This is a genomic window from Kineococcus gynurae, from assembly GCF_042433995.1.
Taxonomy (GTDB): Bacteria; Actinomycetota; Actinomycetes; order Actinomycetales; family Kineococcaceae; genus Kineococcus; species Kineococcus gynurae.
Genome location: NZ_JBHLUI010000009.1, coordinates 162,356 through 178,388, shown reverse-complemented (window position 1 = coordinate 178,388; position 16,033 = coordinate 162,356). Strand labels below are relative to the sequence as shown.

Sequence of the window (16,033 nt, the reverse complement as noted above, 5' to 3'; positions counted from 1 at the left end):
CGCCCGGTCCCCGCCCGGTTCCCACCTTCCCGCGGCGCCCCCGTGGCGCCCTCCGGACCCGCGGCCCGGGCCCTGGCGGGAGCCGGCCCCCGGCTGGTTAGGGTTGCCGCCCATGAGCCCTGCCGCGCCGCTCGCCGACCGTGACGTCCTGGACCTCGAGGCGGTCACCGTCCGGCGCGGGACGAGCGTGCTGCTCGACGCGGTCGACCTGCAGGTCGGCTCGGGGCAGCGCTGGGTCGTGCTCGGACCGAACGGGGCCGGCAAGTCGACCCTGGTCGGGGTCGCCGCCGCCCGGCTGTTCCCGACCACCGGCACGGTCGGCATCCTCGGCGAGCGCCTGGGCCGGGTGGACGTGTTCGAGCTGCGGCCCCGGATCGGGCTCGCCTCCACGACCCTGGCCGGGCAGGTCCCGGGCCACGAACGGGTGCTCGACGTGGTCGTCACGGCGGCCTACGGCGTGACCGGCCGCTGGCGGGAGCGCTACGAGGACGCCGACGTCGACCGGGCCCGGCACCTGCTGGACCTGCTGGGGGTGGGGGCCCTGGGCACGCGGGCGTTCGGGACGCTCAGCGACGGTGAGCGCAAGCGCACCCAGATCGCCCGGGCGCTGATGACCGACCCGGAGCTGCTGCTGCTCGACGAACCGGCCGGCGGGTTGGACCTGGGCGGGCGCGAGGACCTGCTGCGGCGGCTGACCGCGCTGGCCGCCGACGCCGACGCGCCGACCAGCGTGATGGTCACCCACCACGTCGAGGAGATCCCGGTCGGGACGACCCATGCGCTGCTGCTGCGCGAGGGGCGGGTCGTGGCCGCGGGGGAGGCGCCGAAGGTGCTCAGCTCCAAGCGGTTGAGCGAGACGTTCGGGTTGTCCCTGCGCCTGGAGCGCCGCGGCGACCGGTTCTCCGCCCGCGCGGTCTGAGCCTGGCGGGCGCCGGGCCCCGCCGGTCCGGGCCCGGGCTCAGGGCCAGAGCAGCGTCTGCGTGTAGCCGCGCCCGTCGGGGCGTTCGTCGTAGCGCAGCCGCAGGTGGCGCCGGGCCGGGTGGGACTGCCAGAACTCGACCCGCGAGGCGCGCACGCCCCAGGTCCGCCAGGTGGGGGCGACCATGGCCGGGTCGGCGGTGATGAGGTCCTTGACCTCGTCGATCTCGGCCTGCACGTCCATGGTGGCCTCGACGGGGTCGGACTGCCGGGCGTGCAGCGAGGCCGTGCGCGCCGCCTCGCCCCGCTCGCGGAAGTCGCGGGCCGTCCGCTCCGGGGTGCCGGAGAGGACCTGGCCGCGGACCCGGACCTGCCGACCGCGGCTCGGCCAGTAGAAGACGAGGGCGGCCACCGGGGAGAGGTCGAGCTGACGGCCCTTGGGGCTGGTGGCCCCGCCCGCGACCCAGAAGGCCCCGGCGTCGAGGTCCTTGAGGGACATGGTGCGGGCGTCGGGACGGCCTCCGGCGTCCACCGTGGACAGCACGACGGCCTGGGGTTCGGGTTCCCCGGCCTGCGCGGCCTCGACGATCCAGTCCCAGAACAGGCGCAGCGGGTCGGGGTCGGCGGAGGCCGGGTCGAAGGGCGGGGTGGTGGACCGCAGCAGGGGCAGGCCCCGCAACCACGACCGGGCCGGTTCGCCGGGGACGGGAGCGGGCACAGCACTCACAGCGGAGAATCTAGGGCATCGGTCACGGGAGCGGTCGCCGGTGCTCAGGGGGTGCCGTCGGCGATCCGCTGGACCAGCTGCACGTACCAGTCGGCGTGGTTGTAGCGGAACAGGGCCCGGGCCTCGCCGTCCCGGCCGGTCCCGGCGCCGTTGGCGCACAGGTAGGCCGCCGCGGTGAACACGGCGTCGGCGGGATCCTGGACGTCCGTACGACCGTCGCCGTCCCCGTCGACGGCGTAGGCCGCGAAGGTCGCCGGCATGAACTGCATCGGTCCGCGGGCCCCGGCCGAGGACGGTCCGACGGTGCGACCGTGCCCGCTCTCGACCTGCCCGACGGCGGAGAGGAGCTGACGGCGCATCCCCGGGCAGGTGGGGGCGGCCGCGGCGTACAGGGCGGCGTAGTCGGCGGGCACGGCCCGCACCCCCACGCCGGCGACGCTGCCGGCGGCGGCCCGCTGGCTGCGGTCGGCGGCGGCCTCGGCCCGGGCGAGGGCCTGCGCCGCCGCCGCCCGTTCGCGGGCCACCCGTTCGTCCGCGGCCAGCCGGGTCCCCAGCCCGTCCAGCTCCGCGGCCCGCGCCCGGGCTGCGGCGAGGTCGTCGGCCAGGGTCGAGGCGGCGGCCGCGGTCTCGCGCAGCGCGCTGATCCGGGCCAGGGCCTCGGCCTCGGCGGCGTCGGCCGCCCCGCGGGCTTCGGTCAGGGACCGTTCGGCGGCCGCGGTGGTCTCCTGGTCGCGCCGCAGCGCCGAGCGCTGCACGACGGCACGGGCCGAGGCCTCGCCGAGCGGGTCGGAGCCGGCGAGGACTGCGCCGAGGGCGCTGTCCCGCAGGGCGCCGCCGGCCCCGGCCATGTAGAGGCGGCGGACCTGCCGGGCGCTGTCCCGGGTGGCCTGCGAGCGCGCCCGGAGCCGTCCGTCGAGGGAGAGGGTGGCGTCCACGTCGAGCGAGACCGCCTCCTCGACCGCGCGTCGACCGGCGGCCAGCTGCACGTCGAGGTCGGCCGCGGCCCGGGCGGCCCGGTCGGCCGCGGCCCGGGCCTCGGTGGCGGCCGCGCGGGCCTCGGCGGCCGTGGTCGGGGTGGCCGTGGTCGGGGTGGCCGTGGGGACGCCTGCGGGGGTGCCGGAGGAGGTGGCCGCCGCGCTCGGCGGGGCCGGGGGCGCGACGGCGTCCGCCGGAGCGGGCGCGAGGAGGGTCGCGACCAGGACCGACGCGAGCAGCCCGCCGCGGACCAGGACCCGGCCCGTCCCCGCGGACCCGACGGGTCCGGTCCCGGGGCGCCGGAGCCGGCGCGAGGTCATCACCTCGTGGTGGTCGGATCGTCCGGGCCCGCGCTTGAGTCCGCGGGGTTGGCGAACCATGATCGTCCTGCCCCCCGTCGGGGGGACGTTCCTCGATATGCCTTAACTGAGGGTAGGCGTCAGTATGCTGCGTGAAGCGGTGATCAGGGGCGACGCTGCCCTCGGGGGCTCGGCGAGCGGGGAGACCACGTGGACGTGACGGCGAGGGTGGGCTGGCGTCGGCGGATCGACGCCCTGCTGGCGCAGCCGGCCGCGTTCTCCCTGGCGCTGCAACCGGTCGTGGACGTCGCCGCCCGGCGCGTCGCAGGCTACGAGGCGCTCGGTCGCTTCGGGGTCGCGATCGAGGGCCGCCGCCGCGGCCCGGGGGAGTGGTTCGCGGCCGCGGCCCACCTCGGGCGGGCGGCCGAGCTCGACGCACTGGTCCTGCAATCGGTGCTGCAGGAACGGGTCCGCCTCCCGCACGGCACGTTCCTCACCGTCAACGTCACCCCGGACGCCCTGCTCACCCCTGCCTTCGTCGCGCAGCTGCTGGCGGGCGAGCGGCGGGGTCTGGTGCTGGAGGTCACCGAGCACGCCGAGGTCGACTCCGCCGACCTGGTCGGTCCGCTCGACGCCTGGCGCGACCGCGGCGGTCTGGTGGCCCTCGACGACGTCGGGGCCGGGCACTCGGGGCTGCTGCGGCTCGCGCTGACGCGACCGGACCTGATCAAGATCGACCTGCAGCTCATCCGCGGGCTGGAGTCGGACCTGATGAAGCGCTCCGTCGTGCAGCTGGTGGGCGAGTGCGCGGCCCGGCTCGACGCCTGGGTCGTGGCCGAGGGTGTCGAGACCGTGGCCGAGCTCGACGTGCTGCGGACGATGGGGGTGCCCCTCGTCCAGGGCTTCCTGCTGGCCCGACCGCGCGGCGGGTTCGCCCGGCTCGATCCCGGCGCCGCGGCCCTGCTCGCCGGCTCGGACCGGTCCACCCCCGGTCCCCGCACCGCCGACGAACCGGGACCGACCGGCCCGGTGAGTCCGGTGAGCCGGTTGGCCCGTCGGCCCCGGACCACGCTCGACCTGGCGGTCGCCCATGCGGTCGCCGAGGTCGAGGGCTGCACCACCGTCGTCCTCGACGACCGCGACGTGCCGGTCGCGGTCGTGCTCCCCGACGTCACCGGTTCGCGCGCCGTCACCGAACTGACCTGCGTGGACCCCGGGACGCGGGTGGGCGACGTCGCCGTGCGCGCGGTCTCGCGCCCCACCGGTCGGCGCTTCGACCCCGTCGTCTGCACCGACGAGACGGGTCGGTTCGTCGGCCTGGTCGGGGTCGAGGACCTCGTCATCGACCTGGCCGCCGCCCAGGTCCCGGTGGAGCACCCCCCGGTGCCCCGCCCCGAGGTCCTCCATCCCCAGGTCGCCCACCCCCAGGTCACCCACCCCCAGGTCGCGCACCCTCAAGGAGTCGGCGCATGAAGGCCTTCCGCTGCGGGGACGTCGTCCCCGGCTGCGACGCGAGCTTCCAGGCCTCCGACGAGGCGGGCGTCCTCGCCTCGGTCGCCGCGCACGCCCGCGACGACCACGGGCTGACCGACCTGCCCGCCGACCTCGTCGCCGCGGTGCGCGCCGGCATCCACGAGGTCCCCGAGGACGGCGCCGCCTGAACCGGACGGGTCTGGTGCCCGGCCCGCCGGGGGAGCAGGATCGGCGGATGCGCCCCGTGCACCGCGAACCGTGCGGACCCGGTCAGGAATCGGTCTGGGACTACCCGCGGCCCCCGCGCGTGGAGGTGGCCCGCCGGCGGGTGCGGGTGGCCGACCGCGACGGAACCCTGCTGGGCGAGGCCCCGGCCGGCAGCGGCAGGGCCTGGCGGGTGCTGGAGACGTCGCACCCGCCCACCTACTACCTGGCCCGGTCGGTGGTCGACCCGCGCCGGGTGCGGGCCAACGACGACCGAAGCTGGTGCGAGTTCAAGGGCGAGGCGGTCTACCACGACGTCCTCGACGCGCAGGGCCGCGTCCTGCTGCCCTCGGCGGCCTGGACCTACCCGTTGCCGCACGCCGACTACGCCCCGCTGGCCGGGGCGTTCGCGTTCTACCCGGGACGCCTCGTCTGCCACCTCGACGACGAGCTGGTCCGACCGCAGGCCGGGGGTTTCTACGGCGGCTGGATCACCGACGACGTCGTCGGGCCGTTCAAGGGCGAGCACGGCACCCACGGGTGGTGAGCCCGGGCGCCACGGCGGCGCGCGGCGGGTTCGCGGGTGGTGGCGCGCCGCCCTAGCGTCGGCCCCATGAGCATGGACATGGTCGGGCGCACCTCGATGTGGAGCGCCATGTCGGCGCAGGAGGAGCGTCGTTTCGACCGCGAGACCGTGCGCCGGATCCTGGCCATGGCCCGTGACCGGCGCTGGTGGCTCACCGCCTTCGTCGTGGGCAGCGTCGTGGTCTCCGTGCTCGCCGTCGCCACCCCGGTGCTGGCCGGTCGGGTCGTCGAGGCGATCTCGCGCGACGACGGTCGGACGGTGACGATCCTGGCCCTGCTGATCGCCGCGGTCGCGCTGGCCGAGGCCGGCGTGGGGCTGCTCGTGCGCTGGCTGTCCTCCCGGCTGGGGGAGGACCTGATCCTGGACCTGCGCACGCGCGTCTTCGACCACGTCCAGCGGATGCCGGTCGCGTTCTTCACCCGCACCCGCACCGGGGCGTTGGTGAGTCGGCTGAACAACGACGTCCTCGGGGCCCAGCGGGCGTTCTCGGGGACCCTGTCCGGGGTGGTCAGCAACGTCGTCGCGGTGGTCCTCACCGGAGTGGTGATGGCCTCGATCTCCTGGCAGATCACGCTCATGGCCCTGGTGCTGCTGCCGGTCTTCGTCCTGCCCGCCCGTCGGATGGGGCGGCGCCTGGCCCAGCTCTCGCGCACCCAGGCGCAGCTCAACGCGGCGATGACCACCCAGAGCACGGAACGGTTCTCGGCCCCCGGGGCGACCCTGGTGAAACTGTTCGGGCGACCGGCGGAGGAGTCGCGCGCCTTCGCCGAGGCCGCCCGCCGGGTGCGCGACATCGGGGTGCGCAGCTCGATGCTGCAGTCGGTGTTCCTGACCGCGCTGACCCTGGTCTCCGCCCTCGCACTGGCCCTCGTCTACGGCGTGGGCGGGGCGGCCGCCGTCGCCGGTCGTCTCGACACCGGCGACATCGTCACCCTGGCGCTCATGCTGACCCGGCTCTACGCGCCGCTGACGGCGCTGGCCGGCGCCCGGGTCGACATCATGAGCGCGCTGGTCAGCTTCCAGCGGGTCTTCGAGGTGCTGGACCTCGTCCCGCTGGTCCGGGAGAAGCCCGGGGCGCTCGCCCTGCCCGACGAGCCGGTGACGGTCGAGTTCCGGCACGTGGACTTCGCCTACCCGGCCGCCTCGGAGGTGTCGCTGGCCTCGCTGGAGGACGTCGCCCGGCTCGACGCCCGCGGCGGGGAGCCCGTCCTGCACGACGTCTCCTTCACGGTCGCGCCCGGGCGGGTCGTCGCGCTGGTGGGATCCTCGGGCGCGGGCAAGTCGACGATCGCGGCCCTGCTGTCGCGGCTGTACGACGTGAACGGCGGCGCCGTCCTGGTGGGCGGCCACGACGTGCGCGACGTCACCGCGGAGTCGTTGCGTCGCACCGTCGGGGTGGTCACCCAGGACGGGCACCTGTTCCACGAGTCGTTGCGCTCCAACCTGCGGCTGGCCCGGCCGGAGGCCACCGACGAGGAGCTGCTCGACGCCCTCCGCCGGGCCCGGCTCGGACCGCTGGTGGAGTCGCTGCCCGAGGGGTTGGACACCGTCGTCGGCGAGCGCGGGTACCGGTTCTCCGGCGGGGAGCGGCAGCGGCTGACCATCGCGCGGTTGCTGCTGGCCCGCCCGAGCGTGGTGGTGCTGGACGAGGCCACCGCCTCGCTGGACTCCGGCTCCGAGGCCGCCGTCCAGGCCGCGCTCGACGAGGCGCTCGCCGGGCGCACGGCCCTGGTCATCGCCCACCGGCTCTCCACCGTCCGCGACGCCGACGAGATCCTGGTCCTCGAGGGCGGACGGATCGTCGAGCGCGGGACCCACGACGAGCTGACCGCCGCCGGCGGTCGCTACGCCGAGCTGCACCGCCTGCAGTTCCGCCCCTCCGCCTCCACCCCCACCCCCACCCCCGCCTCCACCGCGCCCACCGTGATCAAGGAATCGGCGGAGCGCTGAGGTTCGTCGCGGCCCCCATCCCCGCCGTGATCAAGGAATTCCGGACCGGCGATTCCTTGATCACGGGGGGCGGGTCGGTCAGGGAAGGGTGGCGGTGAGGGTGCGGCAGACGTCGGTCAGTGCGGTGAGGTCGGCGGGGTCGGCGTCGGCGAGCTGGCGGGCGATCCCGGCGGCGTGCCGCCCGCCGATCTCCCGCTGACGGCGGGCGCCGTCTTCGGTGAGGACGACGAGCACGCCGCGGCCGTCCTGCGGGTCGGCCTCGCGCCGCAGCAGCCCCCGCTGCGCCAGCCGGTCGACGAGCCGGCTCAGCGAGGGTTGCGGGAGCAGCACGGAGGCCGACAGCTCACCGAGTCGGGCCCGCTGCTGCGGGCACCGGCCGAGCGTCCAGAGCACGTCGTAACCGCGCAACCCCTCCGCTCCCCACACGTCCTCGGCCTCGAAGCGCCGCAGCAGCGTGGACTGCAGCCGGAACAGCGCCTCCCAGGCCTCGACCGCGGCGGCGGTGCGGCCCGGTTCAGGCACTCAGGCTCGTCGGGGCCACCGTGTCCAGCCCGGCCCGGGCGGCGACGCGGGAGGCGTGGCCGGGGGGGTCGGAGGGGACGTGGGCGGGTCGGCGCGCCTCGAACTCCTTGCGCAGCACCGGGACCACCTCACCGCCCAGCAGGTCCAGCTGTTCCAGCACGGTCTTCAGGGGCAGACCGGCGTGGTCGATCAGGAACAGCTGGCGCTGGTAGTCGCCGAAGAACTCCTGGAACGTCAGCGTCTTCTCGACCACCTGCTCCGGGGTCCCGACGGTCAGCGGCGTCTGCGCGGTGAAGTCCTCCAGCGAGGGCCCGTGCCCGTAGACCGGGGCGTTGTCGAAGTAGGGCCGGAACTCCCGGACGGCGTCCTGGGAGTTCTTGCGCATGAACACCTGCCCGCCCAGGCCGACGATCGCCTGCTCCGGGGCGCCGTGCCCGTAGTGGGCCCACCGCTGCCGGTAGAGCTCGATGAGGCGGATGTAGTGCTCCTTCGGCCAGAAGATGTTGTTGGCGAAGTAGCCGTCCCCGAAGTACGCCGCGATCTCGGCCACCTGCGGGGTCCGGATCGAGCCGTGCCAGACGAACGGCGCGACGCCGTCGAGCGGGCGCGGGGTCGAGGTGAACGACTGCAGGGGCGTACGGAACTGCCCCTCCCAGGTCACGACCTCCTCGTCCCAGAGCCGGCGCAGCAGCTGGTAGTTCTCCACGGTCAGCTCGACGCTCTTGGCGATGTCCTGGCCGAACCACGGGTAGACCGGCCCGGTGTTGCCGCGCCCGAGCATGAGGTCCACCCGGCCGTCGGCCAGGTGCTGCAGCATCGCGTAGTCCTCGGCGATCTTCACCGGGTCGTTCGTGGTGATGAGGGTGGTCGAGGTGGACAGCGTGATGCGCGAGGTCCGGGCCGCGACGTAGCCGAGCATCGTCGTCGGCGAGGAGGGCACGAACGGCGGGTTGTGGTGCTCACCGGTCGCGAACACGTCCAGGCCGACGGCCTCGGCGTGCTCGGCGATGGTGACCATCGCCTTGATCCGCTCCGCCTCGGTGGGGGTGCGCCCGGTGGTCGGGTCGGGGGTGACGTCGCCGACGGTGAAGATCCCGAACTGCATGACCGCTCCTCGTCTCAGGTCCATGCATCTGCATGTACCTGACCCAAGCTAGCGGAGCCCGGGATCTATTCCAACTCTCAACCACCCTGCCGGTCGGTGCCGGCCCCGGCGCGGGCCCGACCCGGGTCGGCCAGCCGCGAACGCCGGTAGCCGTAGGCCAGGTAGACGACCATCCCGATGGCCATCCAGATGCCGAGCCGGATCCAGCTGTCCAGGGGCAGGAACCCCATCAGCGCGATGCTCAGGACCGCCGCCAGCACCGGCAGCACCGGCACGCCCGGCATCCGGAACGCCCGGGGGAGGTCGGGACGGTTGCGGCGCAGCACGATGACGCCGATCGAGACCAGGACGAAGGCGAACAGCGTCCCGATGTTGACCATGTGGGCGAGATCCCCGATCGGCACCAGCGCGGCGACGACGGCGACGACCACGCCGGTGACCGCGGTGATCCGCACCGGCACCCCGCTGCGCTCGCTGACCCGGGAGAACCATGGCGGGATCAGCCCGTCGCGGCTCATCGCGAACAGCACGCGGTTCTGCCCGAGCATCAGGATCATCATCACCGTCAGCAGCCCCACGACCGAGCCCACGCTGATGAGGGTCGCGACCACGCCGGCGCCCACCTGACGGAACGCGTCGGCCAGCGGGGCCTGGATGCTGATCTGGTCGTAGCGGACCATCCCGGTGATGACGAGGGAGACCAGCACGTAGAGCAGCGTGCAGATCGCCAGGGACCCGAAGATCCCGCGGGGCAGGTCGCGCTGGGGGTTCTTCGTCTCCTCGGCCGCGGTGGCCACGATGTCGAAGCCGATGAAGGCGAAGAACACCAGGGCGGCGGCCACGAAGATGCCGCCCACCCCGAAGGTCCCGAGCGGGACCCCGAGGTCGGCCCAGAGCGAGGGGGCGGCCTCGCCGGAACCGGCGCTGGGGGCGCCGTTCGGCGGGACGAAGGGCGACCAGTTCGCGAGCTTCACGAAGAACAGCCCGGCGACGATGACGATCCCGACGACGGTGAGCTTGATGGCCACGACGACGGTGTTGAAGCGGGCCGAGGTCTTGGTGCCCAGGCACAGCACCGCGGTGAGCAGCAGGATGATCGTGAACGCGATGAGGTTCGGCGAGGTCGGCGAGGGCTCGTCGGAGTACAACCAGGCCGGCAGCTCCAGCCCCAGGGTCTGCGACAGCAGGTCGGCGGCGTAGCCGGACCAGCCGACCGCGACGGTGGCGGCACCGAGCGCCAGTTCCAGGATGAGGTCCCAGCCGATCATCCAGGCGACCACCTCACCGAGGCTGGCGTAGGAGAACGTGTAGGCCGACCCCGCGACGGGCACGGTCGAGGCGAACTCTGCGTAGCAGAGCGCGGCCAGCGCGCACACCACGCCGGCGACCACGAACGACAGCGCCACGGCGGGCCCGGCCCGCGTCCCGGCGGCCTCCCCGGTCAGGACGAAGATGCCCGTCCCGATGATGACCCCGACCCCGAAGACCGTGAGGTCCCAGGCCCCCAGGGACTTGCGGAGACGGTGCCCCGGTTCGTCGGTGGTCGCGATCGCGTCCTCGACGCTCTTGGTGCGGAACATGCCCATGGCCTTCTGCCCCCGTCTGCTCGCCTGCGGTGCGCAGCGGAACCTAGTCCTCTCAGGCCGTGCGGGCCACCCGGATGATCTTGCGGCGCAGCCAGACCCGCCGGGCCCCGCCCTGGTAGAGGACCACCCGGGCGAGTTCCCAGCGCCCGTACTCGGCGTGCTCGGTGAGCAGTCGGCGCACGTCGGAACGGGAGGTCTCCCGGCCCAGGGTGACGACCCGGTACTCGAAGGCGGGGTCGGGCCCGGGGACGGGCGAGCCGGGGTTGGCGGGATCGGGGACGCGCTGCACGGGAACCATCGGTGCCATTGTCACCCCGCTCCGCTACGGTCGTCCCATGACGCCCGATCCGCGTGCTGCACTGGCGCGCCTCGTGGCGGCGCTCGAGGCCCACCTCGACGTCGCGTCCAACCGTCGTGGCGAGGCCGACCCCGCCGTGGCGGCCGCCTACCAACGCGTCGCGGAGGCCTTCGAGGTCTACGACGAGGCCCTCTACAACGCCTTCGACGAGGTCACCCCCTTCGTGCTCTACGACGACGTGGAGGACGACCGCGAGGACGACGACGACGACGAGGACGACGAGGACGACGAGGACCTCGACGACGACGACGAGTCCGAGGACGAGGACGAGGACGACGACGAGGACCCCGCCTCGCGACGCTGAGGCGTCCGCGGCGGAGGCTGGTGCGGACGCTTCCGCGTCCTCCGGTGAGGACATCGTGAGGGATCGGCCACACCCTCGCCCGGGCGGCTCCGTCCGGCCCTGCGGAGGTCCCTCCCCCCGCTAGGGTCCGGCTCGTGCTCACCCTGCGTCCCGCACCCGCCACCTTTTTCGCACCCCCGGTGCCCGACGTCGCCGCCCGCCTCCGCCGACCCGAGCGCGCGGGGGTCGGGGCATGAGCATGAGCTGGTTCGACGCCGCGGTCCTGGGCCTCGTGCAGGGCCTCACCGAGTTCCTGCCCATCTCCTCCAGCGGTCACCTCGCCGTCGTCGGCACCCTCATCGGCAGCAGCGACCCCGGCGCCGCGTTCACCGCGATCGCGCAGCTCGGGACCGAGGCCGCCGTCCTCATCTACTTCCGCCGCGACATCGCCCGGATCATCACCGCCTGGGTGAACGCCCTGCGCGGGCGGATCCCCCGCAACGACCCCGACGCCCGCATGGGCTGGCTGGTCATCCTCGGCACCATCCCGATCAGCGTCCTCGGCCTCGTGTTCAAGGACGCGATCGAGGGCGGGCTGCGCGGGTTCCTGGTCATCGGCACGACCCTCTGGGTGTTCGCCCTGCTGCTCGGACTGGCCGACCGGTTCGGGCGCAAGGAACGCACGCTCGACCAGCTGTCGTGGGGGCACGGGCTGCTGTTCGGCCTGGCCCAGTCCATGGCCCTCATCCCGGGGGTGTCCCGTTCGGGCGGCACCATCACGATGGGGCTGCTGCTGGGCTACACCCGGGAGGCCGCGGCGCGCTTCTCGTTCCTGCTGGCCGTCCCCGCGGTCGTGCTCTCGGGCTTCTACCAGCTCTTCGACGAGATCGGTTCGGGCGCGCAGGTGCCGTGGGTGGCGACCGGGATCGCGACCGTCGTCGCGTTCGTCGTCGGGTACGCCGTCATCGCCTGGCTCATGCGGTTCATCTCCACCCACAGCTACACGGTGTTCGTCGTCTACCGCCTCGTGGCGGCGGCGGCGGTGTACGCGCTGGTCGCGTTCGGGGCGCTGCCCGCGCTGAACGCCAGCGGGTTCTGAGTCTCGACCGCGCGTCCCGCGCCCGACCGCAGGGCGACCGGCCGCAGGGCATGATGACGCCGTGATGATCGAGGGGGTCCGCCGCGCCGACGGCTCCCCCTTGGACGTCACCGTCGAGGGCCGCGGGCCCGGGCTCGTGCTGGTGCACGGCGCCCGCGCCGCGGCCGACTACGCCAAGGTCGCCGACCGGTTCGCGCAGCGCTTCACCGTCCACCGCTACGACCGCGAGGAGCTCGGCGGCGGGGGAGCGCGCTACGCGGTCGCCGACGACGTGGCCCTGCTCGGTCGGGTGCTGCAGGCCACCGGCGCCCGGCTCGTCCTCGGCCACGGCCTCGGGGGGCTGATCGCCCTGCTCGCCGCCGGGGGGCTGCTGGAACGCAGCATCGACCGGGTCGCGGTCTACGACGCCGTCCTGCCGTTGGACGGGTCGGTCCCCGAGGAGGCGCTGGAGCAGGCCGCGCGGGCGCTGGCCACCGGCCAGTCCGACCTCGCCCTGGCCCACCTCGACCGCCACCTGCGCTCGGGGTCGCGGACCCCGTTCGCCCGCTCCGAACGGGTCCAGCGCCTCCTCGGGCAGATGCTGGCCCGCACCGACTGGGGTCGTTCCACCGCCGCGCGGCTGCCGCAGGTGCTGGCCGAGACCCGCGCCGGGTTGCAGCTGAACTCGCCCGCCGAGGCCTACGCCGGGCTGCCGGCCCGGGCGCTGCTGCTGGCCGGGGAACGCAGCCCCGAGCACTTCGTCGCCGCCGCCCGCGAGCTGGCCAACTCCGTGCCCGCGGCCACGGCCCTCGTCGCGGCCGGCTGCGGGCACGACTCGCTGCTGCGCGCCGCCCGCAAGGTCGTCGACCCGCTGCAACAGTTCCTCGGCGGCGACACGCTGTTCTGAGCACCCCCGGGGAGCACGTCCGGGACCCGTCGCGCCGCTACCCCCCGAGCCGGTCCAGGAACGCCGTCCAGGCCGGGGCGAGCAGCCCGGCGAGGCGGGCGTAGCCGGCCGCGCGGGGGTGGGCGCCGTCGTCGGCGGCGACCTCGGCCCGCCACACCGGGTCGACCCGGAGGGCGTCCAGCACCGCCGCGTAGGGCACCCCGTGGGTGGCGCAGACCTGCGCGAAGGCCGCGTCGAGGACGGCCGTGCGATCGTTGTGGGCCTCCTCGGCGACCGCGGGCGGCCCGGCCACCAGCACCGCCCAGCCGAGCCCGTCCGCCTCCCGCAGCAGCGCGTCGAGGTTCGCCGCCGAGCGCGCCGGCGGCACCCGGACCCCGGCGGCCGTCGGCACCGCGGTGGTGTCGTTGACCCCGAAGGAGACGACCACCCCGCCCCGGACGCCCGCGGGCAACCGGGCGACGCACTCGGCCCGCCATCGCGCGAGCACGTCGGCGCTCGTGTCGCGCCGGACGCCGAGCGGGTACGTCGTGCTCGGCCGACCCGCCGCGTGGGCGCCCGCCGCGAGCCGTCCGAACCAGCCGAGGTGCTCGGGGTCGCCGACGCCCGCGACGAAGGAGTCCCCGACCGCGCACACCCGCACGTCGGGCCCGTCACCCCCGGCCGCGCTCACAACCACCCCGACCGCTTGAACGCCCGGTACAGCAGCGAGCACGCCGTCACCATCAGCGCCAGGCAGGCGAAGTAGCCGTAGTGCCACTTCAGCTCCGGCATGTTGTCGAAGTTCATGCCGTAGACCCCCGCGATCAGGGTGGGCAGCGCGAACATCGCGGCCCAGGCCGAGATCCGGCGCATGTCGTCGTTCTGCTGCACCGACACCTGGGCCAGGTGGGCGCTGAGGATGTCGGTCAGCAACCGGTCGTAACCCTCCACGTGCTCGACCGTGCGGACCAGGTGGTCCAGGACGTCGCGCAGCACGAACAGGGCGTGGTCGTCGGGGTCGCTGCCGTCGCGGTTCACCAGCTCCCGCAACGGATCCACCAGCGGCGCCGCCGCCCGGCGCACCTCCAGCACCTCCCGTTTCAGGGAGTAGATGCGTTGCGCGTCGGAGGTGCGGGCGGGGGAGAAGACCTGCTCCTCCATCTCCTCCACGTCCTGCTCCAGCTCCGCGTCGATCGCCACGTAGCCGTCCACCACGTGGTCCATCACCGCGTGCAGCACCGCCCGCGGGCCCCGCCGCAACCGTCCGCGGCCCGCGTCGCCCTCCAGCTCGCGCCGCACCCCGCGCAACGAGCCCACCTCGCCCCGACGCACCGTCACCACGAAGTGCGGACCGACGAACAGCATGATCTCCCCGGTCTCCACCGCCGAGGTCGCGTCGTCGTACTCCAAGACCTTGAGCACGACGAACACGCTGTCGCCGTAGCGCTCCACCTTGGGGCGCTGGTGCCCGACCACGGCGTCCTCCACCGCGAGGCGGTGCAGCCGCAGGTCCCCGGCCACCTCGTCGAACTCCGCCCGCGTCGGGTCCTTCATCCCGATCCAGACGAAGTCGCCGTCCCCGGGCAGGCAGGCCGTCAGGGCCGCGTCGAGGTCGGAGACCTCCCGGCGCTCGCCGTCGATGTAGTGCGCCACGTCCACGATCACCCGAGCAGTCTGCCCGCGTCGCCCCGCCTCTGCCGCCCGCCGGACCGGGGCGCCGGCCGGAGGCGACGTAGGCTTCCGCGGGTGCCGACCCTCCTGCTCGTGCGACACGGGCGCAGCACCGCCAACACCTCCGGGGTCCTCGCCGGGTGGACCCCGGGCGTCGCCCTCGACGACACCGGCCGGGCGCAGGCCGACGCGCTCGGCGCCCGGCTCGCCGCGCTGCCGCTGGTCACCGCGGTCGTCTCCCCGCTGCAGCGCTGCCGCGAGACCGCCGACCGGCTGCTCGCCTCCGGCGAGCACCGCCCCGTCCCCGTCGTCGACGACCGGCTGGGGGAGGCGCACTACGGGTCCTGGACCGGCGCGCAGATCAGCAAGCTGACCAAGGAACCGTTGTGGCGCACCGTGCAGGCGCACCCCTCGGCGGCCATCTTCCCCGGCGCCGACCCCGAGGGCCGTCCCGGCGAGGGGCTGGCGGCCATGCAGGCCCGCTCCGTGGCCGCGGTCCGCGAGCACGACGCCCGGGTCGCGGCCGAGCACGGGCCCGACGCCCTCTGGCTGGCCGTCTCCCACGGCGACGTCATCAAGGGGATCCTCGCCGACGCCCTCGGCCTGCACCTCGACCAGTTCCAGCGGATCACCGCCGACCCCTGCTCGGTCTCGGTCGTCCGCTACGCGCCGCTGCGCCCCTTCGTGCTGCGGATGAACGACTGCGGGGGCGACCTCGGCGGTCTCGTCCCCCCGAAGAAGCGGCGTCGGCGCGCGCCCGGCGCCGCAGCCGTCCCCGCGGTCGACGCCTCGGACGCCGTCGTCGGCGGTGGCGCGTAGGGTCACGACCATGCCCGTGCACGACTACGACCCCCCGGAACGCTTCGTGGCCGGCACCGTCGGCGAACCCGGTTCCCGCACGTTCTTCCTGCAGGCCCGGCGCGGGACCCGGATGACCACCGTCGCGCTGGAGAAGGCCCAGGTCGCCGCCCTCGCCGAACGGGTCGCGGAGCTGCTGGACGAGGTCGTGCGCCGCAGCGGCGGCCAGGCCCCCGTCCCGGCGCTGGCCACCACCGGCAGCGAGGACACCGCGCCCCTGGAGACCCCCATCGAGGAGGAGTTCCGGGTCGGCACCATGAGCCTGGCCTGGGACGGCGAGCGCGACGTCGTCGTCATCGAGTGCTTCGAGGTCGACGAGGACGGGGACGGACCCGAGGAGGAGGTCCTCGGTTCGCCCGACCCCTCCCGGGCCGTCCTGCGCGTCTCCCTCGACGGGGTCGGCGCCCGCGCCTTCACCACCCGGGCGCTGGCCCTCGTCGCGGCCGGCCGTCCGCCCTGCCCGTTCTGCACCAACCCCCTGGACGCCACCGGCCACATCTGCCCACGCGCGAACGGGTACCGGCGCTGACCCCGCCCTCCGGGGGACCCGGCTC

Annotated in this window: 18 protein-coding genes; 10 read left to right on the top strand and 8 right to left on the bottom strand. The window is 74.6% G+C overall.

The annotated features are described in order from the left end of the window. Positions 1-112: 112 nt before the first annotated feature. Positions 113-919, top strand: coding sequence for an ABC transporter ATP-binding protein (locus tag ACFFKU_RS12445; protein WP_380138359.1), 807 nt, complete (start codon positions 113-115; stop codon positions 917-919). A gap of 39 nt (positions 920-958) precedes the next feature. Here the strand turns inward: ACFFKU_RS12445 and ACFFKU_RS12440 are convergent, their stop codons facing one another. Both ACFFKU_RS12440 and ACFFKU_RS12435 read right to left on the bottom strand, forming a co-directional pair. Further along, positions 959-1,645: a pyridoxine/pyridoxamine 5'-phosphate oxidase gene (locus tag ACFFKU_RS12440; RefSeq protein WP_380138357.1), complete on the bottom strand. Its 687-nt coding sequence runs from the start codon at positions 1,643-1,645 to the stop codon at positions 959-961. 44 nt (positions 1,646-1,689) lie between these two features. Next, positions 1,690-2,940 (bottom strand): lytic transglycosylase domain-containing protein, encoded by a 1,251-nt coding sequence (locus tag ACFFKU_RS12435; RefSeq protein WP_380138355.1) that lies wholly within the window; start codon positions 2,938-2,940, stop codon positions 1,690-1,692. A 189-nt stretch (positions 2,941-3,129) separates the two neighbouring features. Here ACFFKU_RS12435 and ACFFKU_RS12430 point away from each other — a divergent pair, with 189 nt between their 5' ends. From ACFFKU_RS12430 to ACFFKU_RS12415, 4 genes are all read left to right on the top strand, one after another. After that, entirely contained in the window at positions 3,130-4,392 is a 1,263-nt protein-coding gene (locus ACFFKU_RS12430) for an EAL domain-containing protein (RefSeq protein WP_380138353.1), read from the top strand. After that, positions 4,389-4,580, top strand: a complete 192-nt coding sequence (locus tag ACFFKU_RS12425; protein WP_380138352.1) for a DUF1059 domain-containing protein — start codon at positions 4,389-4,391, stop codon at positions 4,578-4,580. The genes ACFFKU_RS12430 and ACFFKU_RS12425 overlap by 4 nt, the downstream gene beginning before the upstream one ends. Positions 4,581-4,627: 47 nt before the next feature. Continuing rightward, positions 4,628-5,143: a DUF427 domain-containing protein gene (locus tag ACFFKU_RS12420; protein ID WP_380138350.1), complete on the top strand. Its 516-nt coding sequence runs from the start codon at positions 4,628-4,630 to the stop codon at positions 5,141-5,143. 66 nt (positions 5,144-5,209) lie between these two features. Further along, complete coding sequence (locus tag ACFFKU_RS12415) at positions 5,210-7,132, top strand: ABC transporter ATP-binding protein (protein ID WP_380138348.1); 1,923 nt, start codon at positions 5,210-5,212, stop codon at positions 7,130-7,132. 78 nt (positions 7,133-7,210) lie between these two features. On the opposite strand, the gene ACFFKU_RS12410 is transcribed toward ACFFKU_RS12415, so the two are convergent. From ACFFKU_RS12410 to ACFFKU_RS12395, 4 genes are all read right to left on the bottom strand, one after another. Beyond that, positions 7,211-7,654, bottom strand: coding sequence for a MarR family winged helix-turn-helix transcriptional regulator (locus tag ACFFKU_RS12410; RefSeq protein ID WP_380138346.1), 444 nt, complete (start codon positions 7,652-7,654; stop codon positions 7,211-7,213). After that, positions 7,647-8,759 carry an LLM class flavin-dependent oxidoreductase gene (locus ACFFKU_RS12405; RefSeq protein WP_380138344.1) on the bottom strand — a complete coding sequence of 371 codons (1,113 nt, stop codon included), beginning with the start codon at positions 8,757-8,759 and terminating at the stop codon, positions 7,647-7,649. Before ACFFKU_RS12405 ends, ACFFKU_RS12410 begins: the two co-directional genes overlap by 8 nt. A gap of 77 nt (positions 8,760-8,836) precedes the next feature. After that, the gene (locus tag ACFFKU_RS12400; protein WP_380138343.1) at positions 8,837-10,345 is read right to left on the bottom strand and encodes an amino acid permease; all 1,509 of its coding nucleotides are present in this window, start codon (positions 10,343-10,345) and stop codon (positions 8,837-8,839) included. Between the two features lie 52 nt (positions 10,346-10,397). After that, a complete protein-coding gene (locus ACFFKU_RS12395; protein ID WP_380138341.1) occupies positions 10,398-10,643 on the bottom strand; it encodes a DUF5703 family protein in 246 nt (81 codons plus the stop codon). 37 nt (positions 10,644-10,680) lie between these two features. Between ACFFKU_RS12395 and ACFFKU_RS12390 the strand changes: the two genes are divergently transcribed. From ACFFKU_RS12390 to ACFFKU_RS12380, 3 genes are all read left to right on the top strand, one after another. Then, positions 10,681-11,007, top strand: a complete 327-nt coding sequence (locus ACFFKU_RS12390; RefSeq protein ID WP_380138339.1) for a primosomal protein — start codon at positions 10,681-10,683, stop codon at positions 11,005-11,007. Between the two features lie 238 nt (positions 11,008-11,245). After that, positions 11,246-12,085 carry an undecaprenyl-diphosphate phosphatase gene (locus tag ACFFKU_RS12385; RefSeq protein ID WP_380138702.1) on the top strand — a complete coding sequence of 280 codons (840 nt, stop codon included), beginning with the start codon at positions 11,246-11,248 and terminating at the stop codon, positions 12,083-12,085. A gap of 64 nt (positions 12,086-12,149) precedes the next feature. Continuing rightward, on the top strand, positions 12,150-12,971 hold the full coding sequence (locus ACFFKU_RS12380; protein WP_380138700.1) for an alpha/beta fold hydrolase: 822 nt from the start codon (positions 12,150-12,152) through the stop codon (positions 12,969-12,971). Between the two features lie 37 nt (positions 12,972-13,008). On the opposite strand, the gene ACFFKU_RS12375 is transcribed toward ACFFKU_RS12380, so the two are convergent. After that, on the bottom strand, positions 13,009-13,641 hold the full coding sequence (locus ACFFKU_RS12375) for a GDSL-type esterase/lipase family protein (protein WP_380138337.1): 633 nt from the start codon (positions 13,639-13,641) through the stop codon (positions 13,009-13,011). After that, the gene (gene corA, locus ACFFKU_RS12370; protein WP_380138336.1) at positions 13,638-14,615 is read right to left on the bottom strand and encodes a magnesium/cobalt transporter CorA; all 978 of its coding nucleotides are present in this window, start codon (positions 14,613-14,615) and stop codon (positions 13,638-13,640) included. The genes ACFFKU_RS12375 and corA overlap by 4 nt, the downstream gene beginning before the upstream one ends. An 81-nt stretch (positions 14,616-14,696) precedes the next feature. Between corA and ACFFKU_RS12365 the strand changes: the two genes are divergently transcribed. Together ACFFKU_RS12365 and ACFFKU_RS12360 are read left to right on the top strand one after the other, a co-directional pair. Further along, positions 14,697-15,440, top strand: coding sequence for a histidine phosphatase family protein (locus ACFFKU_RS12365; RefSeq protein WP_380138335.1), 744 nt, complete (start codon positions 14,697-14,699; stop codon positions 15,438-15,440). Between the two features lie 10 nt (positions 15,441-15,450). Beyond that, on the top strand, positions 15,451-16,008 hold the full coding sequence (locus ACFFKU_RS12360; RefSeq protein ID WP_380138333.1) for an Rv2134c family protein: 558 nt from the start codon (positions 15,451-15,453) through the stop codon (positions 16,006-16,008). Positions 16,009-16,033: the final 25 nt, after the last annotated feature.

Coding starts and splice junctions, on each gene's coding strand:
- ACFFKU_RS12380 (WP_380138700.1), top strand. CDS start 12,150: ATGATCGAGGGGGTCCGCCGCGCCGACGGCTCCCCCTTGGACGTCACC.
- ACFFKU_RS12360 (WP_380138333.1), top strand. CDS start 15,451: ATGCCCGTGCACGACTACGACCCCCCGGAACGCTTCGTGGCCGGCACC.
- ACFFKU_RS12425 (WP_380138352.1), top strand. CDS start 4,389: ATGAAGGCCTTCCGCTGCGGGGACGTCGTCCCCGGCTGCGACGCGAGC.
- ACFFKU_RS12405 (WP_380138344.1), bottom strand. CDS start 8,759: ATGCAGTTCGGGATCTTCACCGTCGGCGACGTCACCCCCGACCCGACC.
- ACFFKU_RS12435 (WP_380138355.1), bottom strand. CDS start 2,940: ATGACCTCGCGCCGGCTCCGGCGCCCCGGGACCGGACCCGTCGGGTCC.
- ACFFKU_RS12445 (WP_380138359.1), top strand. CDS start 113: ATGAGCCCTGCCGCGCCGCTCGCCGACCGTGACGTCCTGGACCTCGAG.
- ACFFKU_RS12390 (WP_380138339.1), top strand. CDS start 10,681: ATGACGCCCGATCCGCGTGCTGCACTGGCGCGCCTCGTGGCGGCGCTC.
- ACFFKU_RS12415 (WP_380138348.1), top strand. CDS start 5,210: ATGAGCATGGACATGGTCGGGCGCACCTCGATGTGGAGCGCCATGTCG.
- ACFFKU_RS12395 (WP_380138341.1), bottom strand. CDS start 10,643: ATGGTTCCCGTGCAGCGCGTCCCCGATCCCGCCAACCCCGGCTCGCCC.
- ACFFKU_RS12385 (WP_380138702.1), top strand. CDS start 11,246: ATGAGCTGGTTCGACGCCGCGGTCCTGGGCCTCGTGCAGGGCCTCACC.
- ACFFKU_RS12400 (WP_380138343.1), bottom strand. CDS start 10,345: ATGGGCATGTTCCGCACCAAGAGCGTCGAGGACGCGATCGCGACCACC.
- ACFFKU_RS12420 (WP_380138350.1), top strand. CDS start 4,628: ATGCGCCCCGTGCACCGCGAACCGTGCGGACCCGGTCAGGAATCGGTC.